This window comes from Lignipirellula cremea (assembly GCF_056501455.1).
The window spans coordinates 828,457-843,946 of record NZ_CM151415.1; the positions used below are offsets into that span (position 1 = coordinate 828,457).

Annotated in this window: 13 protein-coding genes; 10 read left to right on the forward strand and 3 right to left on the reverse strand. The window is 64.3% G+C overall.

Features of this window, described 5'->3' with window-relative positions; translation table 11 throughout:
* The first annotated feature begins 20 nt into the window (after window positions 1-20).
* The 4 genes from SH602x_RS03255 to SH602x_RS03270 all read left to right on the forward strand — a co-directional run bounded on the left by SH602x_RS03255 (window position 21) and on the right by SH602x_RS03270 (window position 4,680).
* On the forward strand, window positions 21-1,649 hold the full coding sequence (locus SH602x_RS03255; RefSeq protein ID WP_479475442.1) for an ABC transporter permease: 1,629 nt from the start codon (window positions 21-23) through the stop codon (window positions 1,647-1,649).
* A gap of 25 nt (window positions 1,650-1,674) precedes the next feature.
* Window positions 1,675-2,469, forward strand: coding sequence for an ABC transporter ATP-binding protein (locus tag SH602x_RS03260; RefSeq protein WP_479475443.1), 795 nt, complete (start codon window positions 1,675-1,677; stop codon window positions 2,467-2,469).
* Window positions 2,470-2,953: 484 nt separating this feature from the next.
* A complete protein-coding gene (ilvE, locus tag SH602x_RS03265) occupies window positions 2,954-3,811 on the forward strand; it encodes a branched-chain-amino-acid transaminase (protein WP_479469894.1) in 858 nt (285 codons plus the stop codon).
* A 101-nt stretch (window positions 3,812-3,912) separates the two neighbouring features.
* Entirely contained in the window at window positions 3,913-4,680 is a 768-nt protein-coding gene (locus SH602x_RS03270; RefSeq protein WP_479475444.1) for a hypothetical protein, read from the forward strand.
* Here SH602x_RS03270 and SH602x_RS03275 read toward each other — a convergent pair.
* The 3 genes from SH602x_RS03275 to SH602x_RS03285 form a co-directional block, all read right to left on the reverse strand.
* The gene (locus tag SH602x_RS03275; RefSeq protein ID WP_479475445.1) at window positions 4,667-5,062 is read right to left on the reverse strand and encodes a DNA polymerase ligase N-terminal domain-containing protein; all 396 of its coding nucleotides are present in this window, start codon (window positions 5,060-5,062) and stop codon (window positions 4,667-4,669) included. The two genes, SH602x_RS03270 and SH602x_RS03275, sit on opposite strands and share 14 nt — an antisense overlap.
* On the reverse strand, window positions 5,059-6,420 hold the full coding sequence (locus tag SH602x_RS03280; RefSeq protein ID WP_479475446.1) for a CPBP family intramembrane glutamic endopeptidase: 1,362 nt from the start codon (window positions 6,418-6,420) through the stop codon (window positions 5,059-5,061). Before SH602x_RS03280 ends, SH602x_RS03275 begins: the two co-directional genes overlap by 4 nt.
* Before the next feature lie 125 nt (window positions 6,421-6,545).
* A complete protein-coding gene (locus tag SH602x_RS03285; RefSeq protein ID WP_479475447.1) occupies window positions 6,546-8,219 on the reverse strand; it encodes a 30S ribosomal protein S1 in 1,674 nt (557 codons plus the stop codon).
* 293 nt (window positions 8,220-8,512) lie between these two features.
* Here SH602x_RS03285 and SH602x_RS03290 point away from each other — a divergent pair, with 293 nt between their 5' ends.
* The 6 genes from SH602x_RS03290 to SH602x_RS03315 all read left to right on the forward strand — a co-directional run bounded on the left by SH602x_RS03290 (window position 8,513) and on the right by SH602x_RS03315 (window position 15,069).
* Window positions 8,513-9,094: a hypothetical protein gene (locus SH602x_RS03290; protein WP_479475448.1), complete on the forward strand. Its 582-nt coding sequence runs from the start codon at window positions 8,513-8,515 to the stop codon at window positions 9,092-9,094.
* A 590-nt stretch (window positions 9,095-9,684) separates the two neighbouring features.
* Entirely contained in the window at window positions 9,685-12,570 is a 2,886-nt protein-coding gene (locus tag SH602x_RS03295; protein WP_479475449.1) for a ribonucleoside-diphosphate reductase subunit alpha, read from the forward strand.
* Window positions 12,571-12,767: 197 nt separating this feature from the next.
* The gene (locus SH602x_RS03300) at window positions 12,768-13,436 is read left to right on the forward strand and encodes a hypothetical protein (RefSeq protein WP_479475450.1); all 669 of its coding nucleotides are present in this window, start codon (window positions 12,768-12,770) and stop codon (window positions 13,434-13,436) included.
* Window positions 13,437-13,490: 54 nt separating this feature from the next.
* Window positions 13,491-13,922 (forward strand): GIY-YIG nuclease family protein, encoded by a 432-nt coding sequence (locus SH602x_RS03305; RefSeq protein WP_479475451.1) that lies wholly within the window; start codon window positions 13,491-13,493, stop codon window positions 13,920-13,922.
* Window positions 13,923-14,081: 159 nt separating this feature from the next.
* Entirely contained in the window at window positions 14,082-14,636 is a 555-nt protein-coding gene (locus SH602x_RS03310; RefSeq protein ID WP_479475452.1) for a DUF1572 family protein, read from the forward strand.
* Between the two features lie 193 nt (window positions 14,637-14,829).
* A complete protein-coding gene (locus SH602x_RS03315) occupies window positions 14,830-15,069 on the forward strand; it encodes a hypothetical protein (RefSeq protein ID WP_479475453.1) in 240 nt (79 codons plus the stop codon).
* Window positions 15,070-15,490: the final 421 nt, after the last annotated feature.

Consider the following 15,490-nt stretch of genomic DNA (forward strand, 5'->3'; position numbering starts at 1 on the left):
TCTCTCCCACGGAAGGGAAGATGTACAAGTTCCTGCTCGCCTGGCGCTATCTGAGGACGCGCTACATCGCGCTCGCGTCGATCGTCAGCGTCACGCTCGGCGTGATGACGCTGATCGTCGTCAACAGCGTTATGGAAGGGTTCGTCCATGAGATGAACCTCCGCCTGAACGGCGTGCTGTCCGATCTGACCTTCGAGGCGCCCGGCTTCGAAGGGATCCCCGATCCGAACTGGCACATGGCCGAGATCAAGGACTGCCTGGGCGACGACGTCGTGGGCATGACCCCGATCGTCCGCGTGCCGGGCCTGCTGCACCTGAACCATCGCGGTTCGTCGTTCACGCAGCAGATCGTCGTCGTCGGCATCGACAAGAACAGCTACGGCGAGATCGGCGACTTCGAGCAGTTCCTGCTGAACCAGAAGAACCGCGAGCAGTTCAGCTTCGACCTGCAGGAAGAAGGCTATCCCGAACGCCTCCCCCCCAGCGGATGGAACTACCGCCGGACGTGGTCGGCCATCGAAGAGATGGACGCCGAAGCGACGTCGGACGCCGCGTTGGCGGACGAAGAAGCTTACGCCGGAACGGTTCCTGAGATCTTCAGCGAGGGCGAGATCGCTCCCCCGACGGTCGACGTCGAACAGGCGATCGGCGACTTCGACCCGACGAACCCGATCGCGATCGCCGCGACGGAGGTCCCTTCCGGCGAACTGCCCGTCGATCCGTTCACCGCCTCGAACGCTCCCAGGCGGGCGCTCTTCAATCCGGCCAAGACGCAGCGGTCGGGCATCGTGCTGGGCATCTCGGTCGTCAGCACCAAGAAGCGTCATCCCGAAACGGGCGAGGCGCTCGACTGGTTTCTGTGCCGCCCCGGCGACGACGTCTCGGTGAGCCTTTTCACCTCCGCGACGCCTCCCAAGCCGACGTACGAGCGGTTCACGGTGACCGACTTCTACGAAAGCAAGATGTACGAGTACGACTCGATGATCGCGTTCGTCGACATCGAGAAGGTACAGGATCTCCGCGGCATGATCGATCCGCTGTCGGGGCGCCGGGCCGTGACGTCGGTCCTGATCAAGCTCCGCGACGGCGCCTCGCTCGAAGTGGCTCAGGCCAAGCTGCAGGAGCGCTTCCCGCCCGAGAAGTTCCCGTATCGCATTCAGACGTGGAAAGAGATCCAGGGGCCGCTGCTCTCGGCGGTGCAGATCGAGGTGACGATCCTCAACATCCTGCTGTTCCTGATCATCGCGGTCGCCGGCTTCGGCATCCTCGCGACCTTCTTCATGATCGTGGTCGAGAAGACCCGCGACATCGGCGTGCTCAAGGCGCTCGGAGCGCCCAGCGGCGGCATCATGAGCATCTTCCTCGGCTACGGCTTCATCCTGGGCGTCGTCGGCGCGGGAGCGGGCGCCGTGTTCGGCATCCTGTTCGTCGCGTACATCAACGACATCGCCAAGGTCATCGAATGGATCACCGGTCGCGAGGTCTTCGACCCGACCGTGTACTACTTTCAGGAGATCCCCACGATCATGGAGCCCTTCATGATCCTGTGGGTCAGCAGCGGAGCCGTCGCCATCGCGGTCGCGGCCAGCGTTCTGCCGGCGTTGCGAGCCGCGCGACTCCGTCCGGTGGAGGCTCTGCGGTATGAGTAGTCTCGACGTTCAGCGGCCAGCCGCGATGAATCGCTCCTCGGCCGTCATCGAGCCTTCGATCGCCGGCGCGATCGACAAGCCGAGCCAGACGCCCGGCGCGCCGAAGCTGCGCCGCCGTGCGACCGAGCGCTCGACGCTGATCCGCGCTCGCGGAATCAAGAAGACGTTCCGCAAGGGAAAGCTCGAAACGGCCGTCCTGAAGGGCGCCGACTTCTCCGTCGCGGACGGCGAATTCGTCACGATCGTCGGCAAAAGCGGCTCGGGCAAGACGACGCTGCTGCATCTGCTCGGAACGCTCGATCGACCCGACGAGGGGGAGATCACCTTCGACGGAAAGCGGATCGACGAACTCTCCCGACGAGAGCAGGACCGCTTTCGCAATCGCGAGATCGGAATCGTCTTTCAGTTCTATCACCTGCTGCCCGAGCTCACGACGCTGGAGAACGTCCTGCTGCCGACGATGATCCGGGACGGGCTGTTCCGTTACTGGTCGCGTCGCAAGGCTCTGCGCGAGCGTGCGCAGGAACTGCTGGAACGGGTCGGCCTGGGCAGCCGACTGAAGCATCGCCCGAAGGAACTCTCCGGCGGCGAGATGCAGCGGACGGCCATCGCCCGGGCGTTGCTGCTGCAGCCTAAGGCGCTGCTGGCGGACGAACCGACCGGCAACCTCGACGTGCAGACGGGTCGCGGGATCATGGACCTGCTGCTGGATCTGCACCGCGACGGGCTGACCGTCGTGATGGTGACCCACGATTCGAAGCTCGCCGCCGAAGCCGACCGCACGGTCGAACTGGTCGAAGGCAGAGTGCGCGTGGGGTGAGGCCGTCTTCGAACGGGCTGAACGCAAGCATCGCCGGGTGGCGCCGGTTGATTCAACCGGCGCGGGCGCAGCCCGTCGGAGGCCTCAAAGCGAGCTCGGCGCAGGATCGCCGCCATCTCTCGCGAGAACGCTTCGACCCGCCCTGCCGCGAGGATTCCGGCTCGCCGTGGCGGCCTCCGATCCGCTTCGCGGACGCTGGTTGAGACAACCAGCGCTACCCCGGCTCTACGGCTCCGCAGCCGCCCACCTGCGTCGTCAAGCGGCGACTTCAGGCGATCCCCTCGACTTTTCAGCCGACGGTCGACGCTCGCGAACTTGCGCGGAGGGGCCTCGCTCACTAGAATGGCCCGTTTCCGCCGGGAGCCAGTTCCGGCGGAAAGCGCTCCGCCACGAAACGTCGCTCCTTCGTCGCCGTTCGCCCTCTGTGCGGCCTGTCGGTCGACCTTGTAACCACTTGTCGCGGCCTGTCGGCCGCTCTTTCCGCATGTCGCTCCAGATCTACATCAGCGGTCGCTTCTTCCCCAAAGAAGAGGCCAAGATCAGCGTCTACGATCACGGACTGCTCTACGGCGACGGCGTGTTCGAGGGGCTCCGGGCGTACGGCGGCAAGGTCTTCCGTCTGGAGGAGCATCTCGACCGGCTGTGGGAGTCGGCCAAGGCGATCTGGCTGACGATCCCCATCACCAAGCAGGAGATGGCCGACGCCGTCAACGAAACGGTCAAGCGGAACAACATCACTGACGGCTACGTCCGCCTGGTCGTCACGCGGGGAGCCGGGTCGCTGGGCCTCGATCCCAATCGGACCAGCGATCCGCAGGTGATCGTCATCGCCGACAAGATCTCGCTCTATCCCGAAGAGTATTACGAGAAGGGGCTGGAGATCATCACGGCCAGCACGGTCCGGAATCACCCGGCGGCGCTCAGTCCGCGGATTAAGTCGCTGAACTATCTGAACAATATCCTCGCCAAGATCGAAGGCCTGCAGGCGGGCTGCGTCGAGGCGCTGATGCTCAACCTCAAGGGCGAGGTCGCCGAATGCACGGGCGACAATATCTTCCTCGTGAAGAAGGGCGAACTCCTCACTCCGCCGCTCGACGCCGGGATCCTGGAAGGCGTCACGCGGAACGCGATCCTCGATCTCGCGCGGGAACAGGGAATCGTCGCGAAGGAGATCCCGCTCACACGGCATGACGTCTTCGTCGCTGACGAATGCTTCCTCACCGGCAGCGCGGCCGAGGTGATCCCGGTCGTCAAAGTCGATCAGCGCCAGATCGGCGACGGCAAGCCCGGCCCCGTAACGCACGCCCTGCGCGAGGCGTTCCACAAGCTGACGCGGGCGTAATACGACGACGCTTGTGCTGTCTACGCATCGTCGGTGGCGAATGCGACTGACGTTGACGCAGTTCGTCTCCTGCCTAACATTGAACGGCGGGAGGACCGACGATGCGAATGAGAAAAGCAGTCATTCGGGTCGGAGCCGTGACGCTGGCGTTGGCGCTGGCGATCGCGGTCTGGCTCGGGTTCGATGCGTACAGGAAGACGCAGCAGACCCCTGACTTCTATCAGGAGGCGCTGCAGGTTTCTCCCGAGAAGGTGGAGGAGCTGCACGCCGAGGTCCAGCAGTCTCTTAAGCGGCTCGAAATCGTCGAGCCCGCGGAAGAGGCGACCGAGGCCCCGCCCACCTGGGAATGGACGGTCACCGACGACCAGGCGAACGCCTGGCTGGCGACCGAAGGGCCCGAACTGCTCAAGCAGGGCCGGGCGCCCTTCAGCGACCCCCGGGTCGAATTCGAAGAAGGCGTGGCGAAGATCGCCGTGCGCTACCAGGACAAGCGCTTCGCGTCCGTGCTCTCGGGCGAGCTGCGCGTCTCGATCGACGCCGAAACGGGCAAGGTCGAAGCCCAACTGACGGACGTCCGCTCGGGGCGGCTGTCGCTCCCGCTAGACTGGGCGAAGGAACGCATCGAGAAGTCGATCGCCCGGATCAAGTGGCCCATTCAGGCCGAGACGGCGACCGATTCCATTTCGGCGGAATCCGAACTCCCCGACGGCGGGTTCGAGGTTCGCGACGGAAGGCGCTTGCGACCGACCGAAATCGTGGTCGAGGCCGACCGTCTGATCGTACGGGGCATCGTACTTCCCGAGGAGCACGAGGGGGGCCCTACGATGCGGGTGTCGACCCGCGCACCGCACCTGATCAGGACGCTCTGAAGTCGACGCGCCAGCAGGCGGGCGATCCTCCGTGAGGCGCTTCTCGCGCGAGGGTCAGTCGACCCCGCAACGCTGCGCCGCAGAGTTCGACGTCAACGGTCGCGTCGTTCCAGATCGCGATCGTCATGCTGCCGCGATCGACAGCTCGCACTTCCCCGCGATTCCGAGAGACCTGGCCTTCGTAATCGAGATACGCCTTCCGGTGAGGAGCCAGCTCGCGCGCCGATTGCGGAACGCCGGGCGCGAGCGCTTCGCCTAGTTCGAGGGTGAACAGATCGTCGGCACGCTCGAGCATCAGGTCGTAGTGCGACGCCCGATCGGACGAGGGGGGCAACTCATGCCGCAGCAGCACGAAGCGCCGATCGCGTTCAGGTTCCGTCATCGGTCGTCAGCGTTCGTCGTGTCGCCGTCGCTCTCGCGGAGCGGGTCGTCGACCGGAATGGCGTAAGGCGCGTCGTCGTTGTCGCGCGGCGCCCGGTAGGGACGAACGTCGGAAAGGAACTCGACCCCCGCGGGCTCCGCAGCGGTCGGAACGAACTGGACGGCCTGGGCGTCCGCATTCGGATCGGGCGCTTCGGGATGGGGTAAGGGGGGCGGGCTCGAACGGAGTTCCCGCAGGATGCCCGTCGCCAGCAGGTAGAGCCCCGAGACGGCGAAGAAGAACATCGACGACAGCACGACCAGGATGGCCGCCCAGGGCTCCCACCGCGTCAGGTCGATCTTCTCCGGATCCTGGTCCGCGAACGTCGATGCCAGCCGCATCGCGACGAGGGCGTAGGTGTTGTTGACCAGATGGCAGGCGATCGCGGGGAGGAGGCTGTTCGTGCGGAACGCGACGATCCCCATCCAGATCCCGATCGGTAGCACGCCGAGCGACTGGATCGGATCCATATGCGCGGCAGCGAACAGCACGGACGACGTCAGGATCGCCCCCCACGCGGGCCAGGCCCTGAGCAGCCGGGACTGAACGTAGCCGCGGAACAGGAACTCCTCCGCCAGCGCCGGCATGAGCGCGACGCCCAGCACGGTGAGCAGAAAGAAGACCGCGCCGCCCGAAGAGAAGATCTCCTGAAAGTCGGCCAGCGTGCGACTGTCTTCGGCGGTCACGAACTGCGAGAGCGGAACCGTGACGATCAGCGCCGTCGCGGGCGTCGAGAGCGCGAACAGGACCCACAGAACCCAGTGTTCGCGCGGCCAGCGAATCGCCAGGCGTTCGCGCCAGGGTTGCGGCGACAGAAACGCGAACAGCAGCGTCACGCCCAGGAACGCCAGTTGCCCCGGCAGGATCACGACGGCGAATCCGATCGGCGTCTTCGCAAACGAGATCATCCACGCTTCGAAGGGGCTCCGTTCCTTCTTCGGCTTCGCGGCGCTCTTCGCGTCTCCGTCTTCAGCGCTCTCGGCTGCGGTTTCGGAAGCAGGGTTCTCGGCCTTGTTCGCCTGCTCCGCCTCGAACGCCCTTTCTTCGTCCGCGAGTCGCTCGAGCCCTGCGGGACCGAGCGTCACGAGGGCCGCAGCGTTGGAGATGAGCGCCGACGCTCCCATATGAACGACGAGCGCGATCAGAGCCGCGACGAAGACCGTCCAGACGCGCGGATAGCGCCTGGCTCCCTGAGCGGGGGGCGTGAACCCCCCGAGTCCGGGCCGAGCGTAAGAGTCGAAAACTTCGGAGGGCTGACGCCCTCCGCTCGGGAACTCGGGAGCCTGCGGCGAATCGAACGGCGTCGGAGCGTCACTCATCGGACCTGCGCGGCGCCTTTCGTGCGCGTAAAAAAGCGGCGACCGCCTTCGACTTGTCGTCGACAGGGGCGATCGCCGCATGAATCATTCGTCGGCAGAAGCGGGTCGAGCAAGGCGACCCGGTCTCACCACTTCAGGCCGAAGCGTTCGCCGTCGCCCGAAGAACCGCGTCCCCCCTTGAGTTCGCCGGCGACCGGTTTGACGGTCCGTTCGGCGGGCGAGTCGCCTTCGTCTTCCTTCTTCTTCTCGCCCCCCTTCGGCGTCGGCGCGGCCATCACGGCCTTCTTCGACAGCGAGATGCGGCGCTTGTCCGGCTCGACCGCCAGAACCTTGACCTGCACCTGTTCGCCGATCTTGGCGTGACCGCGCGGCTGCAGCACGCGATGGTGGGCGATTTCGGAGACGTGGATCAGGCCTTCGATGCCCGATTCCAGTTTCACGAAGACGCCGAAGTCCATGATCTTGGTCACTTCGCCGTCGACGACCTGGCCGACCGCGTACTTCTCCGTGATGTTGTCCCAGGGGTTGTCCTGCATGTCGCGCAGCGAGAGCCCGATGCGACCCTTGTCCGCCTGGATCCGGTCGATCTTGACCGTGACCTTCTGGCCCTGGGAGACGACGTCCGACGGATGCTTGACGTTATCCCAGCTCAGCTTGCTGATGTGGAGCAGGCCCTCGACTCCGCCGCCGATGTCGACGAACGCGCCGAAATCCTGCACCCGGGTGACGGTCCCTTCGACGACCTGGCCGACCTCCAGCGTTTTGAAGTTCTCTTCCTTCAGCGCTTCGAGTTCCTTCTCGACGACGCGGCGATGGGAGAGCACCAGGCGCTTGCGGCCCGGATTGACCTCGGTGATCTCGCAGAGGAGCTTCTTGCCGAGGTACTGGTTGAAGTCCTCGGTCCGTCCGACGCTGATCTGGCTCGCGGGAACGAAGCCGCGGATGTTGTTGACCGAGGCGTCCAGACCGCCCGTGTTGGTGCCGACGATCTTCGCGTCGACGAGCTGCCCGACCTGCAGGTCGGACCAGTCCTCGACGCTGACCGCGGCGCCCGGGATCGTGACTTCGTAAATGCCGTCCTCTTCGTGGTAGCCCACGACGACGACGTCCAGCATCTCGCCCGGCTCGGGCGTCTTCTTGAATTGCCGCGTGGGAGCGAAGCCTTCGTACGACCCGAGGGTGAAGAAGGTGCTCTCTTCCAAGACGCGATGGACGATGCCGCGGATCCGTTCGTCGATCTCCAGCGGCTTGCCGACCTTCTTTCCCTCTTCTCCCGCCGGTCGCAGCACGGCGTCGAGGTTCTGCGTCTCGGACAGTTCCTCGCCGATCATTCCTTCCAGTTCCGCTTCGAGATCGTCGTCCTTGCGACGCAGGCTCGGCACGGAGACGCGCTCGGGCGGACGGGGCTTGGCCGCGCTCGGAACGACGGGGGGCTTCTTCGACTGCTCAGGTTCCGCTTTCGCTTCCGCCGGCTTCTCGCTCGGCTTGGCCCGGGCGAGCAGGGCTTCTTTCGCCGCGTGGGCGATCGATCCGGCGACCGAGCCCGCCGCCTGCGCGACGTTCTGTGCGGCGCCGACTGCGGCGATCACGACCGAGGCCGCCGCTTCGCCGGCGCGTTCCGCAAGTTCGGACGGCTGCCCCTCCGACGGCGTCGCCGCTGCGGGCGTCTCCGCAGGAGAAACATGCGCCTCGATCGGAGCGGGCGCGGGCGTCGTCTCGACCGCGGGTTCCGTCGCCTGCGGTTCCGCCGGAGAGGTCTGGCCCTGGAGAGCGTCGTCGGGAGTCTGCGAGTCGGTCATGACTGCGTGCGGAAGGAACCTCGACAGGCGGTCGCGATCAGGGTCGCGATGCCCGGCGATGCGAGCGCGAAGAGCGCCGATCGGAACAAGACCGGCAAACGCAACAGTGTACCTGTAAGCCCTTTACCGCAAAAGGTTCGGCGTTGCGGGCCGGCTGATTTTCCGCGGCCGTTCCCTGGCCCGTGTGCCATGCCCCCATCGCGAAGCTGGGCGGCCATGCTGGTTCGATTCGGACGTTAGGATACGAAGTCGTTCCATGTCCGCCGCATTCCCCTGTCTTTGCGTGCTCCGCGATGTCGAACTACTCCCCTGCTCTCGACGCCTGGATCGATCGGGAGAAACTGCCCGAGTTAGGGCCGGGTCATCCCGATTCGGGCTTCGCGGCCGAACTTCGCGGCCTGTCGAACGAGGATCTATTTCGACCGCATGCGGTGAAAGACCGGGCCTACGCGAATCTCTGCCGGTCGGCCCTGCTGCTCCATCGCGACTGCCTCGACGAATCGCACGAAATCAGCCAGGAGGAGGGTTCCGCGACGGGCAGTTACCTCCACGGCATCATGCATCGCCGGGAGCCTGACTTCGGCAACGCGAAGTACTGGTTCCGTCGCGCGGGAACGCATCCGATCGAAAGCGACCTGCTTGCCGAGGCGCGTCGGATCGCGGCGGCGCCCGAGTTCGCGAAGTCCTCCGAGATCCGCTCGCTCGTCGCGAAACCGGCGTGGGACGCGTTCGCCTTCGTCGACCTGTGCGAGAGGGGCTATCGCGAGGGCGGACCGGTCGCCGATTTCGCCCGGCAGGTCGCTCGGGAGGAGTGGCGGTTGCTGTTCGACGACTGCTTTCGACGGGCGACCGGCGGAAAGCCGGGTAACTTTTGAGGCGCTGTCGCGGCGCTGGCTTCACGGCGCTTTCATCGAAAGCGCTCGAAGACTTCATTCGCTCTCCAACGGACCACAAGAGTCTGCTCCCCTCCAGATTGCCCGGCCGGCCGACCTTGCGCCACGCCCGTCGCAAATGCCGAAACGGCCGCGAAGGATCGACTTTTTTCAATCTGGACGACCCGATGAGCAGTCTATATGTTGTGGTTGAACGTGTTTGGCGGCACTGTATACTGCGATAACTGACCGAATGCCTCGGGAAGCGTAAACGCTTGTCCAGAGGTGACGTCGGCAGGGGCGAGGCTCTCTCGCCATAAGGTCTGTCCGGCGGTCAAGTAAGGCCGCGTGGGCGCGTTCGTAAGCCTGGAAGGCCGAGCGAACGCAAACGGTCGTCCTCTGTCTGGCGCCATCGAAAGGTCGGGCCAGTCCGGCGGTCGTCGAATCGAACAGGAAGCTCCGTTCACGGACGATGTCCCGGCGCCGGAATCCCGGCAGTTCGATCGTTCCCCGTACATCCGCCCGGCGCCCTGCTGCGCCGGCACGTTCTTCTTCATCGCGACGTTTTGGATTTCTCACGAAGGATCGGCTGCATGTCTTTGGTTCAAACGACGCAGGAATGGCTCGTTCGCAAGCGTGACGGTCGCGTGGTGCCCTTCGACGTCGAGCGCATCGAGAAGGCGCTCCGCAAGGCCTTCCGCGCCGACCAGGGTCTCTCCGCGGACGCGATTCTGGACGAAGGGGTCGAGAAGGAAATCGCCGACCTCTCGCGCGTCGTGCTGGAACAGGTCGCCAACTCCGCCGGCAGCGACCAGGGCGTCGACGTCGAGAAGATCCAGGACTTCGTCGAAATGCAGTTGATGCGTCGCGGCCACTACTCGGTCGCCCGGCGCTACATCGTCTACCGGGCCGAGCACGCCAAGCTTCGTGCGCTGCGCGATCCGGCGCCGAGCGAACTGGCGGAACGTCCGCGGCTGTTCGTGACGCAGCCCGACGGCACGAAGCGTCCGCTCGATCCCAAGCGGATCGAACGGCTGATCGCCGAGGCCTGCCAGGGACTGGAGGACGTCTGCTCCGTCGAAGAGATCCGCGACGAGGTCCTGAAGACCCTGTTCGACGGCATCACGATGGACGAGATCCAGCGGGCGATGGTGCTCGCGGCGCGGACCCGCATCGAACGCGACCCGGCGTACGACGTCGTCACGTCGCGGCTGATGCTGATGATCGTCTATCGCGAGGCGCTCGGCTCGGTGCCGTCGATGTTCTCGCTCGACGCGATCTATCGCGATCGCTTCGCGAACTATCTCGACGCCGGCATCGCCGCGGGTCGCCTGTCGCCCGATCTGAAGGTTTACAACCTGCACAAGATCGCGGCCGCGCTGCAGCCGCAGCGGGACGGCCTGTTCCAGTATCTGGGTCTGCAGGCGATCTACGACCGCTACCTGATCCACGTCGGTCCGAAGCGGATCGAGACGCCGCAGTACTTCTGGATGCGCGTCGCGATGGGCCTGGCCATGAACGAGGCCGACCGCGAAGCTCGCGCGATCGAGTACTACGACCTGCTCTCGACGCACCGCTTCATCTCTGCGACGCCGACGCTGTTCAACTCGGGCACGCTGCGGCCGCAGCTTTCGAGCTGCTACCTGAGCACGGTCTCCGACGATCTGGAGCACATCTTCAAGGTCGTCAGCGACAACGCGAAGCTCTCCAAGTGGGCGGGCGGTCTGGGCAACGACTGGACCAACATCCGCGCCACCAACGCCCATATCCAGGGCACCAACGGCCAGAGCCAGGGCGTGATCCCCTTCCTGAAGGTGGTCAACGACACCGCGGTCGCCGTCAATCAAGGGGGCAAGCGCAAGGGCGCCGTCTGCTCCTACCTGGAGAGCTGGCACCTCGACGTCGAGGAGTTCCTCGACCTGCGCAAGAACACGGGCGACGATCGCCGCCGCACGCACGACATGCACACGGCGAACTGGATCCCCGACCTGTTCATGAAGCGCGTTCGCGAGAACCGCGAGTGGACGCTGTTCAACCCCAGCGACGTCCGCGACCTGCACGACCTGGTCGGCAAGAAGTTCGAGGCCCGCTACGAGGAATACGAACGCCTCGCCGACGAGGGGAAGATCAAGCTCTTCCGCCGTCTGCCGGCGATGGACCTCTGGCGGAAGATGCTGACGCGGGTGTTCGAGACGGGCCATCCCTGGATCACGTGGAAGGATCCGTCGAACGTCCGTTCGCCGCAGGATCACGTCGGCGTCGTCCACTCCAGCAACCTCTGCACCGAGATCCTGCTCAACACGAGCCAGGACGAGGTCGCCGTCTGCAACCTGGGGTCGATCAACCTCAAGCTGCACGTCGAGGACGGGAAGCTCAACCTCGCGATGCTGGAACGGACCGTCCGCACCGCGGTCCGGATGCTCGATAACGTCATCGACATCAACTACTACCCGATCGAAGAGGCGAAGAACTCCAACCTCCGCCATCGTCCGATCGGGCTGGGGCTGATGGGCTTCCAGGACGCGCTCGTCGCGATCGGCGTCGGCTACGCCAGCGACGCGGCGGTTCAGTTCGCCGACCAGAGCATGGAGGCGATCTCCTACTTCGCGATCCTGGCCTCGGCGGATCTCGCCCGGGAACGGGGTCCCTACCAGACCTACGCCGGGTCGAAGTGGGACCGCGGGATGCTGCCGATCGACACGATCGACCTGCTGGAGCAGGAGCGCGGCGTGAAGATCGACCTCGATCGTTCGTCGACGATGGACTGGTCGGTCGCTCGCGAAGCGGTCGCGAAACACGGCATGCGGAACAGCAACGTGATGGCGATCGCGCCGACGGCGACGATCTCCACCATCATCGGCGTCTCGCAGTCGATCGAGCCGCACTACAAGAACCTCTACGTGAAGAGCAACCTGTCGGGCGAATTCACGCAGATCAACCGCGACCTGGTCATGGACCTCAAGAACCTGGGTCAGTGGAACCAGGACATGATCGACGCGCTGAAGTACTACGACGGGTCGGTCAGCGAGATTCCGGGCCTGCCGGACGATCTGAAGGCCAAGTACCTCACGGCGTTCGAGATCGATCCGAAGTGGCTCATCGAGTGTGCGGCCCGGCGCCAGAAATGGATCGACATGGGCATGTCGCTGAACCTGTACATGATGCATCCGTCGGGCAAGAAGTTGCACGACATGTACATGCTGGCGTGGGAGAAGGGTCTGAAGACGACCTACTACCTCCGCACGCTGGCGGCGACGCAGGTGGAGAAATCGACCATCGACGTCAACCGCTTCGGCATCCAGCCGCGGTGGATGAAGAGCCAGAGCGCCTCGGCAGACATCCAGGTCGTCCGCAACCAGGCCGCCCCGCCGACGGCCTCTTCCGGCTCGGCTTCCTCCCCCCTCGATCAGGGCGAACTGCCGCCCACCGAGGTCAAGCAGTGCCTGCTGGATGACCCGGGCTGCGAAGCGTGCCAGTAACGCAGTCCTGGCATGGAAGACTGAGCGTGTAGAGGCGCTACACGCTCAGTCGTGAAGTAGCGGAGGTAGGTCGACGTTCATAGGGGTACGCTGCAGTCCTGATGGTGCGAGTGTCCTCACTTTCGTGATAAAGGGATCCGATAAAACCCGGCCATCATGGGCTCGTCATCGACGGCCTGAACGATCGTGGTAGCGAATTGAAGGAGGTCGAGCAACTTCTTCTTCGCTACGACATCGCACCGCTGAAGACGTCGCTGAAGGCAATCTACGACTCTCTTCCGCATGCACGGGAAGAGAAGTCATCGCAGGGTTCGGAGACGTTGTTGCGCATCGATGATGCTCAGCAACTGCGGGCGCCAGTCAGCATCAGGCGAAAACTTTATCCGCATCCGAGCAGGCTCGTGTACGCGGGCTCTCATTACGCTCGGCCGTACCTACAAGATTCGCAGGGAAACTCTGAGATCCTGGTTTACGACTTGGTCCGTCATCTCGACGAACACAACGCAATCGCTCCCGGCGGTACGCTTTTCATCGCAGGCTGCAGAGCCGGCGGCGAGATGGAGGCAGTCGCAGCCTTCGATGCGAGCGAAGAACTCGAGTTCTACTGCGGCTGTGAGTACATCACCGAAGCGAGGGTGTTCAGCAACGCGATTGACAATTTCGTGTACCGCATGATGCACAAGAACGACGCTGCGCCGACAGCAGCCAAGGTGGCGTCGCTTGCTAGCGGCCTGCCCTTCAAGTGCTTCTCACGGAGCATGATCGAGACGAAATACTGGCGAAAGCCGACGGTTCAGAAGTTGGCTCGTCGCGGATCTGTTTACGTGGCTGCAACTGAGCGAACGCTGTTTTCGGAGCGTGTTTAGGCCGCAGGCCTATGGTTTGTCCTCGACAGGAAGTCGTACGAAAGGATTTGCAGGATGCACGTGTATGTCCTCGAGAGTCAGGGATATGAGTGGTCGGATTTGGTCGAAAAGAACCTTTCCGAGTTGACGGGGCGCGCAGTCTATTCTTCGGGATTCCGCGGACCGGGTGCGTATCTCGTCTACGACCGCAACGGCTCGCTGATCTACGTCGGTCACGCGTCCGATCTTCACGAACGAATCTGCGATCACTTTGTTCCCTCAGCGGAGAACGAAGTGCTGCGGAGCGAAGCGCATTGTGTCGTCCTCTTGCCTTCCAAGTCGTGCGAGGAGGCAATGCAGGTGGAAGGGCGTGTCTATGACGCATACGCGTTCTCGCACGGACGGATTTTGAAGGCGAACGAGGGAATCCCGGAGCGCTCGCGAATGACGCTTGCGACATTCGGAGAGTGTGTTTTCGGAGTCTCGCTCAAGCGTGTTGCAAGGTGAATCCTGGAGCGTGCAATGATTGACGCAAGTCCGTAGGGTGGGTCATTGACCCACCTTGAATAGCCAAACGATCCAAGCTGCAGGTGGGTCAATGACCCACCCTACGAAGACTCGGGGGATTTGCATCCCCCGCTCGCCGGGAAGATCGAACGACGAACGATGACTGAATTCAACTCTCCCAACCTCCTCTTCGTCGACGCTGCCCTCGACGCGTGGGAGGCGAACAAGAAGCTGGCGGATAAGGCGATCGCGCAGACGTCGGACGAGAACCTGAGGAGGGCGCTGGACGGGAACACGAACTCGATCGCCGTCGTCATGAAGCACGTCGCGGGGAACCTGATCTCCCGCTGGACCGACTTCCTGACGACCGACGGCGAGAAGCCCTGGCGGAACCGGGACGACGAGTTCGTCGACGCGTTCGCGACCCGCGCGGAAATCGAGGCGTATTGGGAGAAGGGGTGGAGCGTCCTGTTCGAGTCGCTGCGAAGCCTGACGGCGGAGGACCTGGCGAAGACGGTGGTCATTCGCGGCGAGCCGCAGTCGGTTCCGAAGGCGATGCAGCGGTCGCTCGCCCACACGACTTACCACATCGGGCAGATCGTGATGGTCGCCCGGATTTTGGCCGGCGATCGGTGGGACACGCTCTCCATCGTTCGCGGCGGATCGCAGCAGTACAACGCAGAACATTGGGGAGGGGGCGGATCGTCGCGATGATCGTCGACGAGAGCCCGGAGACGACGGCGGATCGGGCGATTCGCCCTGCGGGAACGAGCGGCCGCGACGAACTAAGATGGCGGGCTTCCGATCGGGAGCGACAGGTCAGGCGGCCTGACGACGATCGGAGGCCGCGGCGTTCACGAGAACTCTCGCGGCGAATCGGTTAAGCGAACGGAAGGCAGGCAGCGCGGTGGACTGGTCTGACGCAGCGATCAAACGGTCTCTGGGCGAACTTCGGGGGGTGCCGACGTCGGGCGCTCTCGTGCGGTACGTCGCGGGGTGCATGAAACGGGAACGCGAACGGATCGCCCGGATCGTCGAATCGACGCAGGATCCCCAGGAAGTCGCACGACTCCTCCGGGACGAGTCCGAAGACGCCCACGTGTTCAAGCTCGCCGGGCCGCTGCACAAGCTGCCGGAGAAGCCTTGAGCGGGGGCGGACGGAACGTACGCGTGGTAGTCGATCGAGCCTTATTCGTCAGGCTGAACGAAGAGTTTCGGGTGCCACTGGCTCCGCCAGTGCCGAAGCTGGAATAGTCGTCCAACGCGCGCGATCCTGCCTCCGGAAAAGCACTGGCGGAGCCAGTGGCACCCGGAGGAGAGGAGCCGTCAGGCGATGCCTGACCTACGGGGGAGAGAGTTGAACTTTGCCGGCGGGGCGCCTTCGGGCGCAGGCGCCGGTTCGGGCGAAGGAGGGGCGCCGGAAGCCTTTCCTTCCTCGCGAAACGATGATCCGCGTTCCGGAAACGCGGTTAATGTTTAGAGAGCCGTCGAGGCTCGCCCGGACGTGACAGAGTCGACTGGCAGACTCCGTCACCACGGGCCGTTTCGGCGGCGAATTCCAAGGCTGG

Bases quoted from the DNA above. Each gene is read 5' to 3' on its own strand.
- SH602x_RS03255 (WP_479475442.1), top strand. From the start codon at position 21: ATGTACAAGTTCCTGCTCGCCTGGCGCTATCTGAGGACGCGCTACATC.
- SH602x_RS03260 (WP_479475443.1), top strand. From the start codon at position 1,675: ATGAATCGCTCCTCGGCCGTCATCGAGCCTTCGATCGCCGGCGCGATC.
- ilvE (WP_479469894.1), top strand. From the start codon at position 2,954: ATGTCGCTCCAGATCTACATCAGCGGTCGCTTCTTCCCCAAAGAAGAG.
- SH602x_RS03270 (WP_479475444.1), top strand. From the start codon at position 3,913: ATGCGAATGAGAAAAGCAGTCATTCGGGTCGGAGCCGTGACGCTGGCG.
- SH602x_RS03275 (WP_479475445.1), bottom strand. From the start codon at position 5,062: ATGACGGAACCTGAACGCGATCGGCGCTTCGTGCTGCTGCGGCATGAG.
- SH602x_RS03280 (WP_479475446.1), bottom strand. From the start codon at position 6,420: ATGAGTGACGCTCCGACGCCGTTCGATTCGCCGCAGGCTCCCGAGTTC.
- SH602x_RS03285 (WP_479475447.1), bottom strand. From the start codon at position 8,219: ATGACCGACTCGCAGACTCCCGACGACGCTCTCCAGGGCCAGACCTCT.
- SH602x_RS03290 (WP_479475448.1), top strand. From the start codon at position 8,513: ATGTCGAACTACTCCCCTGCTCTCGACGCCTGGATCGATCGGGAGAAA.
- SH602x_RS03295 (WP_479475449.1), top strand. From the start codon at position 9,685: ATGTCTTTGGTTCAAACGACGCAGGAATGGCTCGTTCGCAAGCGTGAC.
- SH602x_RS03305 (WP_479475451.1), top strand. From the start codon at position 13,491: ATGCACGTGTATGTCCTCGAGAGTCAGGGATATGAGTGGTCGGATTTG.
- SH602x_RS03310 (WP_479475452.1), top strand. From the start codon at position 14,082: ATGACTGAATTCAACTCTCCCAACCTCCTCTTCGTCGACGCTGCCCTC.